Origin of the sequence: Flavobacterium enshiense (assembly GCF_022836875.1) — a bacterium.
GTDB classification, from domain to species: Bacteria; Bacteroidota; Bacteroidia; order Flavobacteriales; family Flavobacteriaceae; genus Flavobacterium; species Flavobacterium enshiense_A.
Genome location: NZ_CP090376.1, coordinates 3,141,564 through 3,161,539, shown reverse-complemented (window position 1 = coordinate 3,161,539; position 19,976 = coordinate 3,141,564). Strand labels below are relative to the sequence as shown.

At 36.8% G+C, this 19,976-nt stretch carries 20 protein-coding genes; 10 read left to right on the top strand and 10 right to left on the bottom strand.

What is annotated here, in order from left to right:
• Positions 1–11: 11 nt before the first annotated feature.
• A complete protein-coding gene (locus LZF87_RS14365) occupies positions 12–968 on the bottom strand; it encodes a glycosyltransferase family 2 protein (RefSeq protein WP_244340007.1) in 957 nt (318 codons plus the stop codon).
• A 3-nt stretch (positions 969–971) separates the two neighbouring features.
• Positions 972–1,502, bottom strand: coding sequence for a DUF4199 domain-containing protein (locus tag LZF87_RS14360; RefSeq protein WP_244340005.1), 531 nt, complete (start codon positions 1,500–1,502; stop codon positions 972–974).
• Between the two features lie 229 nt (positions 1,503–1,731).
• On the opposite strand from LZF87_RS14360, the gene LZF87_RS14355 reads away from it, so the two are divergent.
• The 3 genes from LZF87_RS14355 to aspA all read left to right on the top strand — a co-directional run bounded on the left by LZF87_RS14355 (position 1,732) and on the right by aspA (position 4,764).
• Complete coding sequence (locus tag LZF87_RS14355) at positions 1,732–1,983, top strand: type B 50S ribosomal protein L31 (RefSeq protein WP_244340004.1); 252 nt, start codon at positions 1,732–1,734, stop codon at positions 1,981–1,983.
• Positions 1,984–2,107: 124 nt separating this feature from the next.
• Positions 2,108–3,283: a GlmU family protein gene (locus LZF87_RS14350; protein WP_244340003.1), complete on the top strand. Its 1,176-nt coding sequence runs from the start codon at positions 2,108–2,110 to the stop codon at positions 3,281–3,283.
• A gap of 86 nt (positions 3,284–3,369) precedes the next feature.
• The gene (aspA, locus tag LZF87_RS14345; protein ID WP_244340002.1) at positions 3,370–4,764 is read left to right on the top strand and encodes an aspartate ammonia-lyase; all 1,395 of its coding nucleotides are present in this window, start codon (positions 3,370–3,372) and stop codon (positions 4,762–4,764) included.
• A gap of 107 nt (positions 4,765–4,871) precedes the next feature.
• Here the strand turns inward: aspA and LZF87_RS14340 are convergent, their stop codons facing one another.
• Entirely contained in the window at positions 4,872–5,078 is a 207-nt protein-coding gene (locus tag LZF87_RS14340) for a hypothetical protein (protein WP_244340001.1), read from the bottom strand.
• Between the two features lie 183 nt (positions 5,079–5,261).
• Here LZF87_RS14340 and mtaB point away from each other — a divergent pair, with 183 nt between their 5' ends.
• Positions 5,262–6,596 (top strand): tRNA (N(6)-L-threonylcarbamoyladenosine(37)-C(2))-methylthiotransferase MtaB, encoded by a 1,335-nt coding sequence (gene mtaB, locus LZF87_RS14335; RefSeq protein WP_244340000.1) that lies wholly within the window; start codon positions 5,262–5,264, stop codon positions 6,594–6,596.
• Positions 6,597–6,652: 56 nt separating this feature from the next.
• Here the strand turns inward: mtaB and LZF87_RS14330 are convergent, their stop codons facing one another.
• Positions 6,653–6,994: a hypothetical protein gene (locus tag LZF87_RS14330; RefSeq protein WP_244339998.1), complete on the bottom strand. Its 342-nt coding sequence runs from the start codon at positions 6,992–6,994 to the stop codon at positions 6,653–6,655.
• Positions 6,995–7,064: 70 nt separating this feature from the next.
• Positions 7,065–7,349 (bottom strand): GNAT family N-acetyltransferase, encoded by a 285-nt coding sequence (locus tag LZF87_RS14325; RefSeq protein ID WP_023573719.1) that lies wholly within the window; start codon positions 7,347–7,349, stop codon positions 7,065–7,067.
• 210 nt (positions 7,350–7,559) lie between these two features.
• Between LZF87_RS14325 and LZF87_RS14320 the strand changes: the two genes are divergently transcribed.
• Genes LZF87_RS14320 through LZF87_RS14310 form a run of 3 tightly spaced genes read left to right on the top strand, consistent with a single transcriptional unit; the run spans position 7,560 to position 9,496 of the window.
• Positions 7,560–8,216 carry an alpha/beta hydrolase gene (locus LZF87_RS14320; RefSeq protein ID WP_244339996.1) on the top strand — a complete coding sequence of 219 codons (657 nt, stop codon included), beginning with the start codon at positions 7,560–7,562 and terminating at the stop codon, positions 8,214–8,216.
• A 9-nt stretch (positions 8,217–8,225) separates the two neighbouring features.
• Positions 8,226–9,119, top strand: a complete 894-nt coding sequence (locus tag LZF87_RS14315) for a lytic transglycosylase domain-containing protein (protein WP_244339994.1) — start codon at positions 8,226–8,228, stop codon at positions 9,117–9,119.
• 11 nt (positions 9,120–9,130) lie between these two features.
• A complete protein-coding gene (locus tag LZF87_RS14310) occupies positions 9,131–9,496 on the top strand; it encodes a sulfite exporter TauE/SafE family protein (protein ID WP_244339992.1) in 366 nt (121 codons plus the stop codon).
• On the opposite strand, the gene LZF87_RS14305 is transcribed toward LZF87_RS14310, so the two are convergent.
• Both LZF87_RS14305 and LZF87_RS14300 read right to left on the bottom strand, forming a co-directional pair.
• Positions 9,497–10,207: a TlpA family protein disulfide reductase gene (locus tag LZF87_RS14305; protein ID WP_244339990.1), complete on the bottom strand. Its 711-nt coding sequence runs from the start codon at positions 10,205–10,207 to the stop codon at positions 9,497–9,499.
• Positions 10,208–10,351: 144 nt separating this feature from the next.
• Positions 10,352–10,867 carry a DUF2892 domain-containing protein gene (locus tag LZF87_RS14300; RefSeq protein ID WP_244339988.1) on the bottom strand — a complete coding sequence of 172 codons (516 nt, stop codon included), beginning with the start codon at positions 10,865–10,867 and terminating at the stop codon, positions 10,352–10,354.
• Positions 10,868–11,121: 254 nt separating this feature from the next.
• Between LZF87_RS14300 and rpmH the strand changes: the two genes are divergently transcribed.
• Together rpmH and carB are read left to right on the top strand one after the other, a co-directional pair.
• On the top strand, positions 11,122–11,283 hold the full coding sequence (rpmH, locus tag LZF87_RS14295) for a 50S ribosomal protein L34 (protein ID WP_008464848.1): 162 nt from the start codon (positions 11,122–11,124) through the stop codon (positions 11,281–11,283).
• Between the two features lie 113 nt (positions 11,284–11,396).
• Positions 11,397–14,249, top strand: a complete 2,853-nt coding sequence (gene carB, locus LZF87_RS14290; RefSeq protein ID WP_244339987.1) for a carbamoyl-phosphate synthase large subunit — start codon at positions 11,397–11,399, stop codon at positions 14,247–14,249.
• A 65-nt stretch (positions 14,250–14,314) separates the two neighbouring features.
• Here the strand turns inward: carB and LZF87_RS14285 are convergent, their stop codons facing one another.
• The gene (locus LZF87_RS14285) at positions 14,315–14,842 is read right to left on the bottom strand and encodes a GyrI-like domain-containing protein (RefSeq protein WP_319800030.1); all 528 of its coding nucleotides are present in this window, start codon (positions 14,840–14,842) and stop codon (positions 14,315–14,317) included.
• 39 nt (positions 14,843–14,881) lie between these two features.
• On the opposite strand from LZF87_RS14285, the gene LZF87_RS14280 reads away from it, so the two are divergent.
• The gene (locus LZF87_RS14280) at positions 14,882–15,841 is read left to right on the top strand and encodes an ion channel (RefSeq protein ID WP_244339986.1); all 960 of its coding nucleotides are present in this window, start codon (positions 14,882–14,884) and stop codon (positions 15,839–15,841) included.
• Positions 15,842–15,879: 38 nt separating this feature from the next.
• On the opposite strand, the gene LZF87_RS14275 is transcribed toward LZF87_RS14280, so the two are convergent.
• Both LZF87_RS14275 and LZF87_RS14270 read right to left on the bottom strand, forming a co-directional pair.
• The gene (locus LZF87_RS14275; RefSeq protein WP_244339985.1) at positions 15,880–18,027 is read right to left on the bottom strand and encodes a DUF3857 domain-containing protein; all 2,148 of its coding nucleotides are present in this window, start codon (positions 18,025–18,027) and stop codon (positions 15,880–15,882) included.
• Between the two features lie 5 nt (positions 18,028–18,032).
• A complete protein-coding gene (locus LZF87_RS14270) occupies positions 18,033–19,955 on the bottom strand; it encodes a transglutaminase domain-containing protein (RefSeq protein ID WP_244339983.1) in 1,923 nt (640 codons plus the stop codon).
• Between the last annotated feature and the right edge of the window lie 21 nt (positions 19,956–19,976).

Below are 19,976 nucleotides of genomic sequence, written 5' to 3'. Positions count from 1 at the left end.
TCAATTCTGATTTACAGATTTAACTCTTTTGAAATTTTATAGCGTTCTTCATTGTTTTTGGTTCGTAGGATAATTTCACCCAAGAAACCGGCAAGAAAGAGTTGTGTGCCTATAATCATGGTAGTCAGAGCGATATAAAACCATGGGTTGTTGGTTACTAAAATTGCAGTCTCATGAGTGTATATTTTGTATAATTTCATGATACCGATGTAGCCGGCAGATAAAAATCCGATCAGGAACATTACTACTCCCAATGCGCCAAAGAGGTGCATAGGACGTTTTCCGAATTTTGAGATGAACCAAATCGTGATTAAATCCAAAAAGCCATTGATAAATCGTTCCATTCCGAATTTAGTAGAGCCGTATTTTCGTGCCTGATGAATCACTACTTTTTCACCGATCTTCCCAAATCCTGCGTTTTTGGCCAAAACAGGAATGTAACGGTGCATTTCACCGGAAACTTCAACATTTTTTACTACTATGTTTTTGTAGGCTTTAAGGCCACAGTTGAAATCGTTCAGTTTTACTCCCGATGTTTTTCGAGCCGCCCAGTTGAATAACTTTGAAGGCAGGTTTTTGGCTACTACCGAGTCATAGCGTTTCTTTTTCCAACCTGAAACCAAATCATAATTGTCGTTGGTAATCATGCCGAAAAGTCCTGGAATTTCGTCTGGACTGTCCTGTAAATCGGCGTCCATGGTGATAATTACATCACCTTGTGCTTTGGCAAAACCCGCATGAAGCGCCTGTGATTTTCCGTAATTGCGTAAAAAACGAATTCCTTTAACGTTAGGATTTTCAGCAGAAAGCTGTTCGATGGTTTTCCAGGAATTGTCAGTGCTGCCATCATCAATGAAAATAACTTCATAAGAGAAATTGTTTTCTTTCATGACTTTTACAATCCACGAATGCAATTCGGGCAACGATTCCTGCTCGTTAAGTAAAGGAATTATAATGGATATGTTCATTAATTATTCTAAGTTCGAAGTTTTGTTTCTGAAAATTAAGGCTAGAAGTGCCCCGAAAACGGATGAAAAAATCAAACTAAAAACCAGGCCTTTTAATTGGTTCATAAAAGAATAATTATCTGTTTCCTGCATTTTCTCAACAACCTCTTTTATTTTGTCGGTTGGTGCGCCTGTTTTTTTCATCATGTTTACAGTGTACTCAATTACTTCATTGTTAAGAGTTTCTTTTGCGGCAGGGTCAATAACATTAAATAATAAAATGTTGAATACAGCCGACATCGCTGCTGCTATAGCTGCTGCCAAAAAATAAACCGTAAATGCTTCTTTGAATGTAATCTGACCGTTTAATTGTTTTTTTGTCTTTGAAACCAAAATTACTCCAATGATGATATAAACCAATATCATGATTAGCCCTAGCCACATATTTGTGAATAATTTTAGGTCTATTGCGTAGAGTGAGGCCGTTAAAAGAATTGAGATAATACCAATGGTTATTCCGTAGTTAACCCCGTTTTTTTTAATTACTTCGTTCATAGTTTTCTTTTGGTTTAAATAATTTACAAATATATGAATTCTATACTATCGTAGAGTTAGTTTGATGAATTGAAAAAAAGTTACACAATAATTTGATTATTAAAAATTAGTTGTACATTTGCGCCTTGAATAAATAAAAAGATTATAAACAAAAAGTTACAGACGTTTATACCTTTTATATATAAAAGCATCAGAACGGTTTGTGACCAATTAATAAAAACGATTTACCATGAAAAAAGGAATTCACCCGGAAAATTACAGATTAGTAGCATTTAAAGATATGTCAAACGAGGATGTATTTATCACTAAATCTACAGTAGAAACTAAAGATACAATCACTGTTGATGGTGTTGAATACCCAGTATATAAAATGGAGATCTCTAGAACATCTCACCCTTTCTATACAGGTAAATCTAAACTTATCGATACTGCAGGGCGTATTGATAAATTCAAAAATAAATACGCTAAATTCAATAAATAATCGTTGTTTTTACAATATACGGAAGCCTCTCAGTTTTGAGAGGTTTTTTTGTTTTTATCTGATAGAAAACTTTGTAACTTTGGAATTCGGTTAACCAAATAACCGCATCAACAAATAAGAAAAAATGAACTACATACTATTTGACGGAACTGTTCGCAACGCGTTATTGCCTTTTACATTCACCAGGCCGGTTGCCGATATACGTATCGGGATTTTAACCATTCGTGAAAAATGGGAAAAATACCTTGGTTATACCACTACTACATTGACAGAGGAGTATTTGATGGAGAAATATCCAATGGTGGAAATGGAAGAGAATGTGATGATCAATGCTTCTTTTTTGCCAAATGAAATCCTGTCGGAAATGGTTCGTTCCCTGGAGGCTGATCAGGCTATTTTTTGCAATGATGAAGTGGTTGCTTTTTACAGCAGAGAAAATCAGGAAGAAGTTGATTTTGACACGTATGATATAATTGAGTATACCGAAGACTGCCTGAAAATAGAACATACGTGGGATATTTTTCAGAAAAACGATGCTGCATTACGCGAGGATTTTGATTTGATTACCGAAGGTCGTATTTCGCAACCGATTCCGAAAAGTGTCAATGTAATTGCTCCGGAAAATATTTTCATCGAAGAGGGAGCAAAGTTGGAGTTTGTAACACTAAACGCATCCACCGGCCCAATTTATATCGGGAAAAATGCCGAAATCATGGAAGGGTCTGTAATCCGTGGTCCTTTTGCTTTGTGTGAAGAAGCACAGGTGAAACTGGCAACGAAAGTGTATGGAGCCACCACGGTTGGACCACATAGTCGAATTGGCGGAGAGGTAAATAACTCGGTGCTTTTTGGGTATTCGAATAAAGGTCATGACGGTTTTTTAGGGAATTCTGTTTTAGGTGAATGGTGTAATATTGGAGCAGACAGTAATAATTCGAACCTAAAGAATAATTATGAAGAAGTAAAACTATGGAGTTATGAAACCGAAGGTTTTGCCAAAACAGGTCTTCAGTTCTGCGGTTTGATGATGGGTGATCACAGTAAATGTGGTATCAATACCATGTTTAATACTGGGACAGTTGTAGGGGTTAGTGCTAATATTTTTGGAAGCGGATTCCCTCGTAATTTTATACCGAGTTTCTCCTGGGGCGGTGCTTCAGGATTTACGACCTACATCACTAAAAAAGCTTTTGAAACAGCTAAAATTGTAATGTCCCGTCGTCATGTAGAATTCACGGAACAGGATGCAGCTATTTTGGAACACGTTTTTGAGGAAACTAAAAAATACAGAAAAGAATAGTCTGAATTTTTAGATAAATTATATAGCCGCGATTACGAGAGTAGTCGTGGTTTTTTTGTAAATTTATTCTCTAAACTTTGAAAGCTATGTACAGAATAGAGAACGATTTATTGGGAGATATGCAAGTTCCGGCGAATGCTTATTACGGAATTCAGACGCAAAGAGCTATTGATAATTTTCAGATATCGGGAGTGAAATTACATCAGTTTCCCGAATTTATTAAAGGACTGGCTTATGTAAAATGGGCTGCTGCCGAAACTAATTTCCAACTGGGGTTGCTTGATGAAAAACTCAAAAACGCTATTGTGGATGCGGCTAAGGAAGTCATCACCGGAAAATTCGATAAGGAATTTCCGATCGATATGATTCAGGGAGGAGCAGGAACTTCGACCAATATGAATATTAACGAAGTTCTGGCAAACCGCGCTCTGGAATTGATGGGATATCAAAAAGGGGAATATCAGTATTGTTCGCCTAATGATCATGTGAATTTATCCCAATCCACTAATGACGCTTATCCGACCTCTATACGAATTGCCGGCGTTCATTCAACGAAACTGCTTATTGAGCATTTGAAAGACCTGATTAAATCGATTCGAAATAAGGGTGAAGAGTTTAAGCATGTATTGAAAATGGGGAGAACTCAGCTGCAGGATGCTGTTCCGATGACCCTTGGGCAGGAATTTGAAGCATTTGCGGTAACACTGGAAGAAGAAATCGAAAGACTGACGCAAAATTCCAATTTGTTTCTGGAAACCAATATGGGAGCAACGGCCATTGGAACCGGACTTAACGCTGCACCGGGTTATGCAAAATTATGCGCCGAGAACCTGGCTAAAGTTACCGGACTGGCAATAGTGTCGGCTCCTAATTTAATTGAGGCGACTCCAGATACTGGTGCTTATGTAATTTATTCGTCTGCTTTGAAGCGTATGGCGATTAAAATCTCAAAAATCTGTAATGATTTGCGTTTACTTTCTTCAGGTCCGCGTTGTGGTCTAAACGAAATCAATTTACCGCCTATGCAGCCTGGCTCTTCTATCATGCCCGGAAAAGTGAATCCTGTAATCCCTGAGGTGATGAACCAAGTCTGTTTCCGTGTGATTGGTAATGATTTGACGGTAACCATGGCAGCAGAAGCCGGACAATTACAATTAAATGTTATGGAACCGGTGTTGACTTATGCAATTATGGAATCGATGCAATTGCTGTCTAACGGAATGGATACATTACGACAAAAATGTATTGAAGGTATCACGGCGAACGAAGAGCATTGCCGTGAAATGGTACTTCACAGTATCGGAATTGTGACGGCTTTGAATCCGTACATTGGATATAAAAACAGTACCAAAATTGCAAAAGAGGCATTGGAAACCGGAAAAAGTGTTTACAATCTTGTTTTGGAACACAATATTTTGTCGAAGGAACAGATTGACGATATTCTGAATCCCGAAAATATGCTTGCCCCTAAAAAAGGGTAATCTCAAAAAGCCACGAATTATCATCGTGGCTTTTTTATAAAATTTGACTCTGTTTAATATTTTGACAGTCTTATAATATTTGTCTTTTCCTTTTGAGAAGTAGGAAGCTAATCTTCATACCCGCAAAGTCCTAAACCTTTATCCAAGGCTTCAGATTTTGAAACTTTCTTTATTTCATGTTTGCAATTGGATAATCCGCGGCAGTTTTCGTTGTAATGGTATTTTTTAGCATTCGGACTAGCACAGATGTAAACTTCCGACGATGAAAATGATGTCAGGACAGCAATCGCAAGTATGTAAGCTGCTTTCTTCATTTGATTTTTCCTTTTTTTCAAAGTTACTAAATTCAACAGTTTAATTTTTAATCGCTTATGATTTTAATTCTCGTGTTTCAAATAACTGAAATATGGCTGGTTGATAATTTTTGGAAACGGATTATTGTCCGTAAATTTGCCTACTCAATTTTTTGACAACGATTTCATTAATTGAGCTTACTTATGGAAAATAAAAAGAAAGTAGCGTTCTACACGCTGGGCTGTAAACTGAATTTTTCAGAAACGTCCACCATTGCCAGAAATTTTCAAGACGAGGGTTTTGAACGCGTTGATTTTGAAGAAGTGGCCGACATTTATGTGATTAACACATGTTCTGTTACCGACAATGCGGATAAACAATTCAAGCAGATTGTGAAAAAAGCAATGAAGCTTAATAACAAAGCATTCGTTGCGGCAGTAGGCTGTTATGCACAGTTAAAACCTGAAGAACTGGCAGATGTAGATGGTGTGGATCTTGTTCTAGGCGCTACAGAAAAATTTAAAATCACTGATTACATTAACGATTTGTCCAAAAACGATATGGGCGAAGTGCATTCCTGCGAAATAGAGGAAGCTGATTTCTATGTGGGAAGTTACTCGATAGGGGACAGAACCCGTGCCTTTTTAAAAGTTCAGGATGGATGTGATTATAAATGTACCTATTGTACCATTCCGTTAGCTCGTGGTATCTCTCGAAGCGACACCATGGAAAATGTGCTGAAAAACGCCAAAGAAATTTCAGGGCAGGGGATTAAAGAAATCGTTTTAACCGGTGTAAATATTGGTGATTACGGTAAAGGTGAATTCGGAAATAAGAAACACGAACATACGTTTTACGAATTGGTCCAGAATTTGGATAAAGTCGAAGGAATCGAGCGTTTGCGAATTTCATCCATCGAACCCAACTTGTTAAAGAATGAAACCATCGATTTCGTATCACAAAGTCGAACGTTTGTACCGCATTTTCATATTCCGCTGCAATCGGGAAGCAACGAGATTCTGAAAAAAATGAAGCGTCGTTATATGCGTGAATTGTATTTGGAACGTGTTGCTAAAATCAGGGAAGTGATGCCGCATGCATGCATTGGTGTGGATGTTATTGTCGGCTTTCCGGGTGAAACCGACGAACTGTTTTTGGAAACCTATCATTTCCTGAACGAGCTGGATATTTCCTATCTGCATGTTTTTACTTATTCAGAAAGAGATAATACCGAAGCGACTGAAATGGAAGGTGTAGTTCCGTCTAATGTCCGAGCAAAACGAAGTAAGATGTTACGCGGACTTTCAGTAAAGAAAAGAAGGGCGTTTTACGAGAGTCAGATCGGAACCAACAGAACGGTTCTGTTTGAAGGAGAAAATAAAGAAGGTTACATTCACGGTTTTACGGAAAATTACGTAAAAGTAAAAACACCTTGGAATCCGGAACTTGTAAATACGTTACATGAAATCAATCTAACCAGAATAGATGAAGACGGAAGTGTACGATTGGAATTTTTGAATGCTGAAGTGGGAAAATAGTAAGTAGAGAATTGGACATAGAAAAAAGAGTATAGGTGTTGTGTCTTTTCTCTTTTCTAATACTTATAGTGAAAGCGCAGTTTAGTAATGCGAAAAACATTATTTCCCAGTTGTTCGATAAATTCGAATTTATTTCTTCCTGGTTGGGTAAAAGAAACGATGGAACCGGCGTCTATTTCATAATACATGCCTTCGCCTTCCATCATAAAACGGTCGCCGTTTTTACGATAGGCAGAACGGATTAAATCGAACTCGAACAAATTCCACGTAGATGAATCGGCGTTAAAATCACCGGCAGAAGTACAGAGGCCTTCTGTGACTTCGGTTTTGCTGCCGTAGTACTTTTGTATGTTTTCAAAAAAATGGATGATATCAGTGTAGAATTCTTCTTGTGTCATGTGCTAAATGTACATTAATTTTTCAGAAATAAAAAAGTCGTTCTGCTTTTAGAACGACTTTTATTTTTAGTTAGATTTTTATTCCAGGCGGAAGTAATTCTTTGTAAACCGGGTTCTTTCTGAAAAAAGCGGCCACCTTCGGATGAATGGGGACTACTTTCCATTTTTTTTCTTCTGCGACCAATAGGATCTGTTTTAAAAAATCAGACATGGTTTCCGACCCGTCAAATTGCTCAGGGATATTCACCTTGGATAAAAAAATCTTTTTCTCCTGAAATGAATATTCAATCGTGAGTAACTGACCATCAACAGTCGTTTCAAACTGCCTCGAAAATTCATTGTTTTTAATAACCATTTGAGGGATTTTGTTGTTGAATAATTACTCTGCAAAGTTACTCATTTGATAATCAATATCAAACTGTTTGTGGAGGTATTAGGAAAGCAAATGGGTTTTATTGTTTTAGTTAAAAATTTAAGTTTTTTTGGTATCTAAAATAATTGAGAAAAAGTGCTATTTTTATGAAAATTTCAAGTTTGTTTTTAAGCTGAATTCAAATACCAGTCAATGAGTAGAATACCTGTTTATTTTATGCCGGGTTTGGCGGCCAGTCCGAAAATTTTCGAAAGAATAAAATTGCCTGAAGATCAATTTGAAGTTCATATGCTGGAATGGTTCTTGCCTGAGAAAAGCGAGACGTTGGCAGGCTATGCAAAAAGGATGGCTGAAAAAATCAAACACGATGATGCGGTTTTGATTGGTGTTTCCTTTGGCGGGATTTTGGTTGAAGAAATCGCTAAGATTAAGCCTGTCCGTAAAACCATTATTATCTCGAGTGTAAAGAGTAGGAAAGAGTTACCCCGAAGAATGCGTTTTTTTAGAAATACTAAAATGTACAAACTCATTCCTAAAGGCCTGTTTTCTAAAGTGGAGTATTTGCTTAAATACAGTAATAGCCCAAGAATGAAAGAACGTCTGGAATTGTATAGGAACTATCTTTCGGTAAACGATGTGAAATACCTGACCTGGGCTATTGAAAACGTATTGATATGGGGCAGGGCTGAAGTCGACGAGAAAGTAGTTCATATTCATGGGGATAAGGACGATGTGTTTCCGATTAAGAATATTAAAAATTGTATAGTGGTAAAAGGAGGGACTCATGCCATGATTTTGTTTAAGTACAAATGGATGAATGAAAATCTCCCAAGAATAATAACCGAATAATAAAGGATTATGAAGATGATCAAAAGAATCGCAGCGGTAGCGGCAATAGTAATTGTAAGCGGCGTTTTTATTTATGCAGCATCAACTACGCCAGCAACAGACAGAGGGTATGAATTTACACGGATTCCTGTGGATGTTGATTTTGCCGGAGAAAAGGTTCCGTTGAATATTTCGGATGTGAGTGAGCGTTTTGATCGCGAATTGACCGTAAACGTAAATCTTCACGCAACGACCGAATTGGTCATAAAAAGAGCTAATCGTGTTTTTCCGGTTATCGAATCCATTCTGAAGAAAAACGGTGTGCCTGACGATTTCAAATATTTAGCTGTAATTGAAAGTGGTCTGGTAAATGTGGTTTCTCCATCAAAAGCAACAGGGGTATGGCAATTTATGCCTGAAACGGCTAAACAAATGGGAATGGAAGTTAACGATATAGTGGATGAACGTTATCATTTGGAAAAATCGACTGAATTAGCATGCCAGTATTTGTTGAAAGCCAAAGCTAAATTTGGAAATTGGACTATGGCGGCAGCTTCTTATAACGGAGGAATGAATGGAATGGATCGTTTCATGATTGCACAAAAAGTGACCGATTATTATGATTTGCTGGTTAATGAAGAAACATCCCGTTATGTTTTCAGGATTTTAGCGTTGAAAGAAATCATGCAGAATCAGAAGAAATACGGCTACGAATTACCTGCAGAAATTCTGTACAAACAAATTCCGACGAAAAAGATTGAAGTTTCTGAGAATATTCCTGATTTGGCAACTTTTGCCATCGAGCAGGGTATTAATTACAAGATTTTAAAGATTCATAATCCTTGGTTGCGTGATAAGTCCCTGGTGGTGCAACCTGGAAAAGTTTATATTATCGAAATTCCGTTGGAAGGATATACCAGGTAAAAATGAAATCCATGACATTAGCGACATTTTTTGCTTTGATGGCTATTGGTCTTTTGGCTGGTATGTTAAGCGGTTTAGTAGGGGTTGGAGGCGGAATTGTAATGGTTCCTCTTCTGCTGCTTTTAGGGTTTTCCCAGTATCAGGCACAAGGGACCAGTTTGGCGGTTTTGGTAGCTCCGGTGACAGCTGTTGCGGTTTATAATTATTATAAGGAAGGATATATCGATTGGCGGTTTGCGGCTGTTATTGCAGTTTTTTTTGTGGTAGGCGGTTACTTTGGAAGTAAACTGGCTGTTTCCATCGATGCAAAAATGCTTAAAAAAATTTTCGGAGTAGTCTTGCTGATTGTTGCTGGTAAAATGATTTTAGGAAAATAGTTATTTTGAAATTCCGTTTTCGTTCCTGTCTTTAATATTGGCTTCGTTCGTGAGTAAGGGGCTGATGCCATCATGAAATCTATTGTAGTTTAAGTCGAAGGACTCTTCATATGGCATTTTGATTCCTAAATTAATGCCGCCCCTGCGAATGTCAATTAGATTCATCCCTTCGTCAATTAAAAAAGTGGTTGGGATGCCTAAGGTGTGTTTTAAGGTGGAAACCAAAAAATCGTCTTTGTTGTAGGATTCATGTGCGTAACAAACTTCGATGGAGTTGTCAAACTTAGATGCTATTTTTTTTATGTCTTCTCTTCTGTTCCAAAAAACGACTACAATCTGGATGTTTTTTTTGTATTTTTTTGCCAGCTTGTTTAGTGCTTGGATTTCTCCGTTTGCGGTAAGGCACCAGGTAGAATAGGTGAGGAGGTAAACAGGTTTTTTTACTTTGTCGATAAAAAGTCTTTTTTTATTGATGCGCTGAAAGCTGAAATTGTCAAAGGTTGTTCCGATGAGGTAATTCTGAACCAACGAATCGAGAAGTGTTTTTCCAAGTTCGTTATCACCTTTTTCGAATGCTGTGTTAGCTTCTTTGATGTAAGGTTTTATGTTTTTGTGAATGTTGTAGGATAGCAATTCATGAGCGCTGTCTTGTGCGGTAACAGTATAAGACAGAAAATAAAAAGCTATAATTTTTAAGTAAAATTTCAGCATCTTTATCGTTTTGAATCGATAAAATTACGCTTAATATCGCTGAATCACTTGCTTTACCGATGAGCAACATAAATAGTCGTCAGGATACATTTTGAAATAAAAAAAAGCGCTAAAAAAGCGCTTTAAATACTGATATTCAAATAGTTATATTTTCTTCATCTGCTCTTTCATCATTTTGATCTGATCTTTAAGCATGTTTTGTTTGTCAAGTTTTTTTGCCTCATTTAATAAGTTGGTGGCTTCCACTTTTCTTCGGCGGGTCATGGCGATTCCGGCTAATTGTAATTTAGCCAAAGCCAAATCCTGATCCATGTTCAAGCCTAATTCGATAGCTTTTTTGAAATATTTTTCGGCAGCCGACAAATTGGTTTGCGATACCATGATTCCGTTAAGATAGTTAAAGTAGCCTTGTTGTTTTCTAACCAGAGCCGTTTCCGGGTTTTTAATGTAAGCAAGCCATTTACCAGCGCCTTCTAGGTCTTGTTTTCTCAATTGAAGGAATGCTAACAGGATAAATTCGTTTTTAAAATAAAGGACAATAGGGATTACTGATAATAAAATAAGAAAAATCCCAGTGCCAATATAGTCTTCGGTCATTTGCCAAATTCCTAATGCGATAATCAATCCGGCTAAAATCAATTTAATATTTCTGTGAAACATAGCGGTTTTATTTTTAAGTTTGCAAATGTAATAAATAGAAAGGGCAACTGAAAAAAAGTTTTTTTCAAAGTAATGAAAATCCTTAAATTTGCATTTCTAAATGATTAGAAAACAATAAGCTGACAGGGAATGAAAAAAAATATTTCAAACCACTTGTTAGAAATAAAAGTCTTTGTATATTTGCACTCGGTTTTGAAGCGAGGTTAATTTCAAAGCTGAACATATTTTAAAACACGATTTAAAGATAAAAAGCAATGAGTAAGAGAACGTTCCAACCTTCAAAAAGAAAAAGAAGAAACAAACACGGTTTCATGGACAGAATGGCTTCTGCTAACGGAAGAAAAGTTTTAGCACGCAGAAGAGCTAAAGGAAGACATAAGTTAACGGTTTCATCTGAGCCAAGACACAAAAAATAATGATTTTTTAATCATGACATAGAGCGTTACTTTTTATCGGTAACGCTTTTTTTGTACCTTAGAGATAATAAAGACACATTTTTTGTGTCTCAATAACTACAACAAAACACACAATGCCTAAAGACACTTCAATCAAATCGGTTTTAATTATTGGTTCAGGACCTATCGTAATCGGACAAGCCTGTGAGTTTGACTACTCAGGATCGCAATCTGCACGTTCTTTAAGAGAAGAGGGAATCGAAGTAATTTTGATTAATTCGAATCCGGCAACGATCATGACCGACCCATCCATGGCCGATCATATCTATTTAAAACCGCTTACCACAAAATCAATCATCGAAATCTTAAAAGCGCATCCGCAAATTGATGCCGTTTTGCCAACAATGGGTGGGCAGACTGCTTTAAATTTATGTTTGGAGGCTGATGAAAAAGGTATCTGGACGGATTTCGGAGTGCGATTGATCGGAGTTGATGTAAATGCCATCAATATCACGGAAGACAGAGAGCAATTCAAACAATTGTTAGAAAAAATCGAGATCCCGGTTGCGCCTGCAAAAACGGCAAATTCATTCCTTAAAGGAAAAGAAATTGCTCAGGAGTTTGGTTTTCCTCTTGTAATTCGTCCTTCGTTTACGCTAGGAGGAACAGGGGCTGCTTTCGTACACAAAAAAGAAGATTTCGACGATTTGCTGACGCGTGGTTTGGAAGCTTCTCCAATCCATGAAGTATTGATTGATAAAGCGCTTTTAGGCTGGAAGGAATACGAATTAGAGTTATTACGCGATAAGAACGATAATGTTGTAATTATCTGTACTATCGAAAATATGGATCCTATGGGAATCCACACAGGAGACAGTATTACCGTAGCACCTGCGATGACGCTTTCGGACAGAACGTTCCAGAGAATGCGTGATATGGCAATTTTGATGATGAGAAGCATCGGAAACTTTGCCGGAGGTTGTAACGTACAGTTTGCTGTTTCACCGGATGAAAAAGAAGATATCGTTGCGATTGAAATCAATCCACGTGTATCGCGTTCGTCTGCATTGGCATCAAAAGCGACAGGATATCCAATCGCTAAAATCGCTACAAAATTAGCTTTAGGTTATTCGCTTGACGAATTACAAAACCAGATTACAAAATCAACTTCAGCATTATTCGAACCAACTTTGGATTATGTTATCGTAAAAATCCCGCGTTGGAACTTCGATAAATTTGAAGGAGCCGACAGAACATTAGGTCTTCAAATGAAATCAGTTGGTGAAGTAATGGGAATCGGACGTTCATTCCAGGAAGCTTTGCATAAAGCAACCCAGTCGTTGGAAATCAAACGTAACGGTTTGGGAGCTGACGGGAAAGGTTATACGAATTTCGACCAAATCATTGACAAATTAACGCATGCCAGCTGGGATCGTGTATTTGTGATTTATGATGCGATTGCGATGGGAATTCCGTTAAGCAGAATTCACGAAATCACTAAAATCGACATGTGGTTCCTGAAACAATATGAAGAATTGTACATATTGGAGAAGGAAGTTTCAAAATACAAAATAGATACGTTACCAAAAGAATTACTTTTGGAAGCGAAACAAAAAGGGTTTGCTGACCGTCAGATTGCTCATATGATGAACTGTCTGGAAAGCCAGGTGTACAACCTGCGCGAGCAAATGGGTGTGAACCGTGTTTATAAATTGGTTGATACTTGTGCCGCTGAGTTTAAAGCACTGACACCTTATTACTACTCGACGTTTGAAGCGGAAATTGAAAAAGCCGACGGAACACGTTATGTAGACAATGAAAGTATAGTTACAGACAAGAAAAAAGTAATTGTTTTAGGTTCCGGTCCAAACCGAATCGGACAGGGAATCGAGTTTGATTACTCCTGTGTTCACGGAGTTTTGGCTGCGGCTGAATGCGGTTATGAAACGATCATGATCAACTGTAACCCTGAAACAGTTTCAACAGATTTCGATACAGCTGATAAATTGTATTTCGAACCTGTTTTCTGGGAGCACATCTACGACATCATCCGTCACGAGAAACCGGAAGGAGTGATTGTTCAGTTAGGAGGTCAGACAGCGCTTAAATTAGCTGAAAAACTTTCTAAATATGGAGTTAAGATTTTAGGAACAAGCTACGATGCGTTGGATTTAGCAGAAGACAGAGGGCGTTTCTCTGATTTGTTGACTGACCTGCACATTCCGTTCCCGAAATACGGAATCGCGGAAAGTGCTGAAGAAGCGTCAATTTTAGCAGATAAGTTAGACTTCCCGTTATTGGTTCGTCCTTCATATGTATTGGGTGGACAGGGAATGAAAATCGTAATCAACAAACAGGAACTTGAAGAACATGTAATCGATTTGTTGAAATCGATTCCAGGTAATAAATTATTGTTAGACCATTATTTGGACGGTGCAATTGAAGCTGAGGCAGATGCAATCTGTGATGGTGAAAATGTATACATCATCGGAATCATGGAGCATATCGAGCCTTGTGGGGTTCACTCTGGAGACAGTAACGCGACTTTACCACCATTCAACATTGGTGAGTTTGTGATGCAGCAGATTAAAGATCATACTAAAAAGATTGCCTTGGCACTGAAAACAGTTGGTCTGATCAATATTCAGTTTGCGATTAAAGATGATATCGTTTACATCATCGAAGCGAATCCAAGAGCATCCCGTACAGTTCCTTTCATCGCGAAAGCTTACGGTGAGCCTTATGTAAATTATGCGACTAAAGTAATGTTGGGCCACAACAAAGTGACTGACTTCAATTTTAATCCGCAATTAAAAGGATTTGCTATCAAGCAGCCGGTATTCTCTTTCAGTAAGTTCAAAAACGTGAACAAAGCTTTAGGTCCTGAAATGAAATCAACAGGAGAAAGTATCTTGTTTATTGATGACTTGAAAGACGATCAGTTCTATGAATTGTATTCCAGAAGAAAAATGTATTTGAGTAAATAAAATTCAGATTCAGATAAAAGAAAATCCCTCGAAAGAGGGATTTTTTATTTTACAGCAAAGTTAAATTATTCCTTTGCCTTGATGGGGATCCAGATTTCTTCTTCTGAATTCGGATCGGCATTTTTATATTTTTCTCCCAGAATTTCAAAATGCGGACGGTTGTCTAAAACATATTCCGAATTAGGCAACCACTTGATGAAAATATATTCGAAGATTCCGTTATCAGTACTTAAGCCCTTGTATGTAAAAACAGCGTAGTATCCACCAGATAATTCAAAAGTGTCCATTTCATCAGGAATAGTTTCAAAATCACTTACTTCTACGGTTGCCCATTTTTCAAATTCGGTATTCGGACTGAAATTTTCAAAGTAGTTTTTGGGATATACCTGAACCGAATAAAGATCGGTGCCAATTGTGTTCTCAATTTCCTTTCGTACAATCATGAAACTTCTCCATAATTCGAAAGTTGTATTGTTTGCAAACGACATGCTTTTTCGTTTTCCGATCAGTTTTTTTGCGGATAATAGTTCTATTCTTGGCTCCATTGGTTTCGGTTTATTAATCAAAAATACCAAATAAAAGATGTAAATCATCTGTTGTAAATTTAATAGCTTTACTAAAAAGATATTGTTATGGCCTTTTTGAAACGAATAAACGCAAGAGCGAAAACCGATGCCAATACCGGATTTGGAACGAATTCATCTAATTATGGAGGTCGTTTTATTACGAAAGATGGAGATGCGAACGTTAAAAAAGAAGGTATTGGATTGGTGGAAAGTATTAGCTGGTATCATACAATGCTTGTGCTTCCCCGTTGGAAATTTATGATGGTTATCTTCATTTTTTATTTATTGGTAAACCTTTTTTTTGCCTGCGTTTATTGCATTATTGGCGTTGGGCATCTCAACGGAATCACGGCGGATAATCCAGTTGATAAATTTGGTCAGGCATTTTTCTTTAGTGCACAAACGTTTACTACCGTGGGGTATGGGCATATCAGTCCGAGTGGTTTTTGGGCCAGTTTTGTAGCTTCGGTGGAAGCGCTTTTTGGATTGTTAAGCTTTGCCATTGCCACAGGTTTGTTTTACGGACGATTCAGTAAACCGAAAGCATTTATTCGTTTTTCGGATAATGCGCTCATTGCACCTTATAAAGATATTAATGCATTGATGTTGCGAATGACTCCGTTTAAAAACACGAATCTTACCGAAGCGCAAGCACAAATGACTTTAGGGATGATTTTGGAAGAAGACGGGAAAACGGTCAACAGGTTTTATTCATTGGATCTGGAACTGCAGCGAATCAATGCTTTGACATTGAGTTGGACTTTGGTGCATCCCATTACGGAAGTAAGTCCGTTTTACAATCTTACGAAAGAAGACTTTGAAAAAATCAGGGGGGAAGTAGTTGTTTATGTGAGGGTTTTTGATGATATGTTTAGTACTTCTGTGGTTAAACGTACCTCTTATACTTTTTCTGAGATTGTTCACGGTGCTAAATTTGTGCCGATGTATTCCAGAAGTGATGATGACAGCCACACTCGTCTGTTTATTGATAAATTAAATATGTTTGAGATAACGCCTTTAAATTAAAAAGCCTTCCGGATATTTTCCGAAAGGCTTCTTTGTTTTTAGTTTTTCTTCAATAATATTTTTTCTTGATTAAACTGGTAAGCGGCATCAAGGAAGTCTACCATTTTTGCCCAATTTTTGTTAGGCTCAAAATAATTAGTATAGTACTTAAAGGTCTTTATTTTTAATTTGTTGCCTTCAATTATGGCTGTACTTGTAAATCCTCCAGTTTCGTTTTCCACAGTTTTGTTCAGTTTTTCAATTCCTGTTGCTGTGTAGCCTTCCGGAATCTCAAAAATAATTTCATCATCGAAGGAACGCGGGAAAGCAAAGTAAATATTGTTGGTTCTGTTTTTCTCTTTCTTGCTCACTTCAAATTGGGATCCGATTAATTTTCCGATTTCAAAAATGTAATTGTCACCGGCTTTTTTAATCAGATTGTTCTTAATAGCAAAATTCTCTTTGTAAATAAATGGAGTTGTTTTTCCGAAACGTCCCGTGTTGATGATTTCAAGAGAATGATCCTCAATTTCTACACCATATTCTTTTCCGGTTTCTTTTGTTAATTCTTCTTTTCTTTTGTCTTTTAGCTTGTTTATAAGGGCTTCAAATTCTTTGGTGTACTTTTCTTTGTCCTTCTTGTTCTTTACACGGTCTAAAAGTGACTTGGTTTCGTATTTAGTATAATCTTCATTAACATAGTCAAAGAAATACAGTTTTTCCGATTGTTCTTCGTCTTTGTTGTGGCCGTTTAAAGCTGTTTCACGATTTAACTGAATTGCGTTAAAATCAGCATTGATTTTTACATTAGTAACTTGTTTTGATGTGTTGTCCTTGTATGTTGATGACGGAAGTTTGACATTTTCTACATCAACCACTTTTTTCAATTTTGTTACTTTTAGTGCGTATGCATCGGTGTTTTCCAATTGAGCCGAAAACTTGTCCAGATCGGAGAATGGAGAGAAATAATCAATATAAATAGGGTTTTCGGTATTTACTCTTAAAATTGCTGTTGCATTTTCCTGAATCAGTAAGTCTTTTATAGGTCCGTTATGACGGTTGGTCCCGACAATAATATCGTATTCAATTTTATTGTCCTTAAGAAACGCCATGAAGTGGTCTATGAACGCAATATCCGATCGGAAGAAAATTGGATTGGTTCCGTATAAATAAAAAGGATACATTATATTCGCCTCTTTGGCCACAAAAGCTTCTAAATACATTGTGTAGTAGTAATGTCTTGTGAAGTAATATACTGCTCTTACTTTTTCTTCGTTGGTAGCAAAGGTTTTGCCTTTCAAAAATCTTTCAATGTCTCCCAAATTACCAAACGGTTTGAATTTGTTCATGTAATAGTTCAGGACATCTTCTTTTGAAACCGTTTTTTTTACGATATCCTCTTTTTCAGGAAGGAAAGCATCGGCCATTTTCTCAAATTTACCTGAGCGTGCAAAAAACACCTGAAATTTATAACAAGGCAATTCAACCAATGGGTAGAACCATACCGGGAAATCGTTTTTTTCAATGTCGGATGCTGTTAGCTCATATTTTCTTTCCCCTCTTTTTTCCAATGGAATTTCTTTGAGTTCCGGGCCACCGTTGTAAGTGTTGAAGTTCACAAAGAAATCATTCTCGGTTTGAAAAGTTAATTTGTAGCTCATGATAGGATGTTTTCCTCCCAATGTTTTTTCTACTTCATCAAATCCGTAGTCGTAAGCTGACTGAAAAGATTCAGTACTATATTCATAAGTATCAATGATATCACCAATTTCCAGATTTGGAATAGCGATTTTTTTGTGATCATCCACAGTAACGGCTTCTTTGTCAACATTGATTTCAATTTCTTTTCCGTCCGGTTTTAAAACCTTGATACCGATCACTGTTTTAACTACGGTACCGTATCTGGGATTTGATTTTTCACTATAAGTGAATTCAGAGAATTCTGTAACCGCTGCCTGGTCCTGCAGTTTTACTCTTTCTCTGATGGCAGATCGGTAGGTAACGCTTTTTCCGAATTTGTGAAAATCATAATCTTCGTTTTTATAGATTACTACTGCTGATTCATTTTTCCATTTTTCAGGAATGTCGATGGTTTTCTTATAAGTGTCGTTATTACCCCAGAAAAAATCTTTAATTTCTGCTTTATCCTGAGCAAAAACTGTTCCTGTAAAAAGCAATAATGCAACTTTCAGAATTGTTGGTTTCATGTTGATTATGATTTTGTTAAAGTGATTTGTTCGTTGTAAATTTTGTTCATTTTCTCGATAAACAGATTCCATTCGTTAAAATCAGATGCTTTTACCATGCCGTTTTTAAATTCGAAATTCTTTTTATATCGGATTTCATTTCCAACCTGTTCATAGGTTATGCTGATGCTGTAATCCGGTTTTTGGATGGATACGGATTCCGGTAATTTAGTGACTTTGTACCCCGCCGGAATTTCAAGGGTAAGTAGTGATTCGTAATTTTCCTTATGTGAAAATTCAAAATCGTTTTTGCGCTCTTTGAAAAGCAAATGATTAAACTCTTTTTTGAAATCCAGATCGATATAAATATCGTTGTCAAAACGGGAAACTTTATTGTCAATCTTTATATCATATTCTATGGATAGCTTTTTATCTCTGTTGGTTAAATCGGAAGTTGTTACAGATGAGATAGTGAGGTTTTTGTCGTTATCCGTCAGATAATTGTTAAGCGCTTCTTCCTTGTTGTTGTTTTTGATGTTGTTGTAACTGTATAAAAAGCCCGATCTGCTTTCTCCCGAGAATGAATTTGAGGTTTTACCAGTTATGGATTCATTTTCGATGCGCAGTTTTGCGGTAAAAGTTTCAGTATTGGCGTGTGCGCTGGAAGTTGGGATTTTTTCTATGATGAAATTATCCCCGTCTTCAATTAAAGCTTCTTTGCCTTGAATGCGTTCGGCATATTCTCCAAAAGAGTTGAATTTCTCGGTGCCATCCAGGAAATATTTTTTTCCATTATGCAAAAGGGTGCAGATCATGTGATTGTCCACAGAAAGCGATGGAACCGTGTAATCATAAGCGATTCTTTTTGTTCCGATCCAGGTAAGTCGGGCATCGAAACCGGCTTGTTTCAGCATTTGTTTCGTTAAATTGGCCATTCCTTTGCAATCGCCATAACGTTTTCGGAAAACGTTTTGAGATTCGTCTGGTTTGAATCCGGCAATTCCATCTTCAAAAGCGATGTATCTGATGTTGTCCTGAACCCAATAGTAAATATTTTTTATTTTTTCCTCGTCTGTTTTTGCCTTTTCAGTCAGCTCTTTCACCTTGTCTTTCAATACTTCAGGGTCTTCTTTCATCATGTTTACCAAGGATTTGTACCATTTGTACAGATCGGCTGTAGAACTGAAAAGGGTTGTTTTTACATCTTTTTTGGTATAGGACTTCGCAATTAAAAGTATATGCGGATAAATGTAACTAGGTCCTGGAGACAATTGCTCATTGGCGCCCGGATTTACATTTTCCACAGTAAAAGTGTAAATAGTTTCCTCTGATTTTGAATCTTTTTTTATTTCTTTTTTGACTTGAAAACCAGCAAAGTTAAATTCTTTGATCTCCAGTTCAAGCCATTTTGGAACAGTAATAGTTACTTCTTTTTTCAGAATCGGGTATTCGTCATTAAAATAGATTGTAGTAAAATATTTTACGTCTTTGTATTTTTTGGTGAGTTCATAAAAATAGGAATACCCTTGAACCGGAAAGTCTATACTCATGTATTTTACGCGTGCATCATTGTAGAACAAATCATCACTTTTGTAAAATTCATCATTAACCGTGAAAAGAGCTTTTTTATCATTTCTGAATTTCATTTGGAAGCCTTCGATTTCGCTTTCACTATCATAAAACTCAAATTTCTGAATATCGGCACGGTGCGTAATATTCATTAAGTTTTCTTTGATTTTTTGTTTAACAATGACCTTTTCTTCTTTGGCATTAAGGTCAAATGTGATGTTTTCTGAACTTGATAAAATCGCTATATCCGATTTCTTGTATTTGTCACGTAAATTTTTTGCCAATGCAATATCGTCCGTCGTCGGATCTATGTTTTTTTGTGAAAATGAATACTGGAAAAGAAAAAAAGTAAGTGAAGCAAAAAGTAACTTTTTTGTCATATTAATATAATTTTAACGCGA

Bases quoted from the DNA above. Each gene is read 5' to 3' on its own strand.
- LZF87_RS14365 (WP_244340007.1), bottom strand. From the start codon at position 968: ATGAACATATCCATTATAATTCCTTTACTTAACGAGCAGGAATCGTTG.
- carB (WP_244339987.1), top strand. From the start codon at position 11,397: ATGCCTAAAGACACTTCAATCAAATCGGTTTTAATTATTGGTTCAGGA.
- rpmH (WP_008464848.1), top strand. From the start codon at position 11,122: ATGAGTAAGAGAACGTTCCAACCTTCAAAAAGAAAAAGAAGAAACAAA.
- LZF87_RS14275 (WP_244339985.1), bottom strand. From the start codon at position 18,027: ATGAAACCAACAATTCTGAAAGTTGCATTATTGCTTTTTACAGGAACA.
- LZF87_RS14355 (WP_244340004.1), top strand. From the start codon at position 1,732: ATGAAAAAAGGAATTCACCCGGAAAATTACAGATTAGTAGCATTTAAA.
- LZF87_RS14350 (WP_244340003.1), top strand. From the start codon at position 2,108: ATGAACTACATACTATTTGACGGAACTGTTCGCAACGCGTTATTGCCT.
- LZF87_RS14270 (WP_244339983.1), bottom strand. From the start codon at position 19,955: ATGACAAAAAAGTTACTTTTTGCTTCACTTACTTTTTTTCTTTTCCAG.
- LZF87_RS14325 (WP_023573719.1), bottom strand. From the start codon at position 7,349: ATGGTTATTAAAAACAATGAATTTTCGAGGCAGTTTGAAACGACTGTT.
- LZF87_RS14280 (WP_244339986.1), top strand. From the start codon at position 14,882: ATGGCCTTTTTGAAACGAATAAACGCAAGAGCGAAAACCGATGCCAAT.
- aspA (WP_244340002.1), top strand. From the start codon at position 3,370: ATGTACAGAATAGAGAACGATTTATTGGGAGATATGCAAGTTCCGGCG.
- LZF87_RS14330 (WP_244339998.1), bottom strand. From the start codon at position 6,994: ATGACACAAGAAGAATTCTACACTGATATCATCCATTTTTTTGAAAAC.
- LZF87_RS14320 (WP_244339996.1), top strand. From the start codon at position 7,560: ATGAGTAGAATACCTGTTTATTTTATGCCGGGTTTGGCGGCCAGTCCG.
- LZF87_RS14315 (WP_244339994.1), top strand. From the start codon at position 8,226: ATGAAGATGATCAAAAGAATCGCAGCGGTAGCGGCAATAGTAATTGTA.
- LZF87_RS14360 (WP_244340005.1), bottom strand. From the start codon at position 1,502: ATGAACGAAGTAATTAAAAAAAACGGGGTTAACTACGGAATAACCATT.
- mtaB (WP_244340000.1), top strand. From the start codon at position 5,262: ATGGAAAATAAAAAGAAAGTAGCGTTCTACACGCTGGGCTGTAAACTG.
- LZF87_RS14285 (WP_319800030.1), bottom strand. From the start codon at position 14,842: ATGATTTACATCTTTTATTTGGTATTTTTGATTAATAAACCGAAACCA.
- LZF87_RS14310 (WP_244339992.1), top strand. From the start codon at position 9,131: ATGACATTAGCGACATTTTTTGCTTTGATGGCTATTGGTCTTTTGGCT.
- LZF87_RS14300 (WP_244339988.1), bottom strand. From the start codon at position 10,867: ATGTTTCACAGAAATATTAAATTGATTTTAGCCGGATTGATTATCGCA.
- LZF87_RS14305 (WP_244339990.1), bottom strand. From the start codon at position 10,207: ATGCTGAAATTTTACTTAAAAATTATAGCTTTTTATTTTCTGTCTTAT.
- LZF87_RS14340 (WP_244340001.1), bottom strand. From the start codon at position 5,078: ATGAAGAAAGCAGCTTACATACTTGCGATTGCTGTCCTGACATCATTT.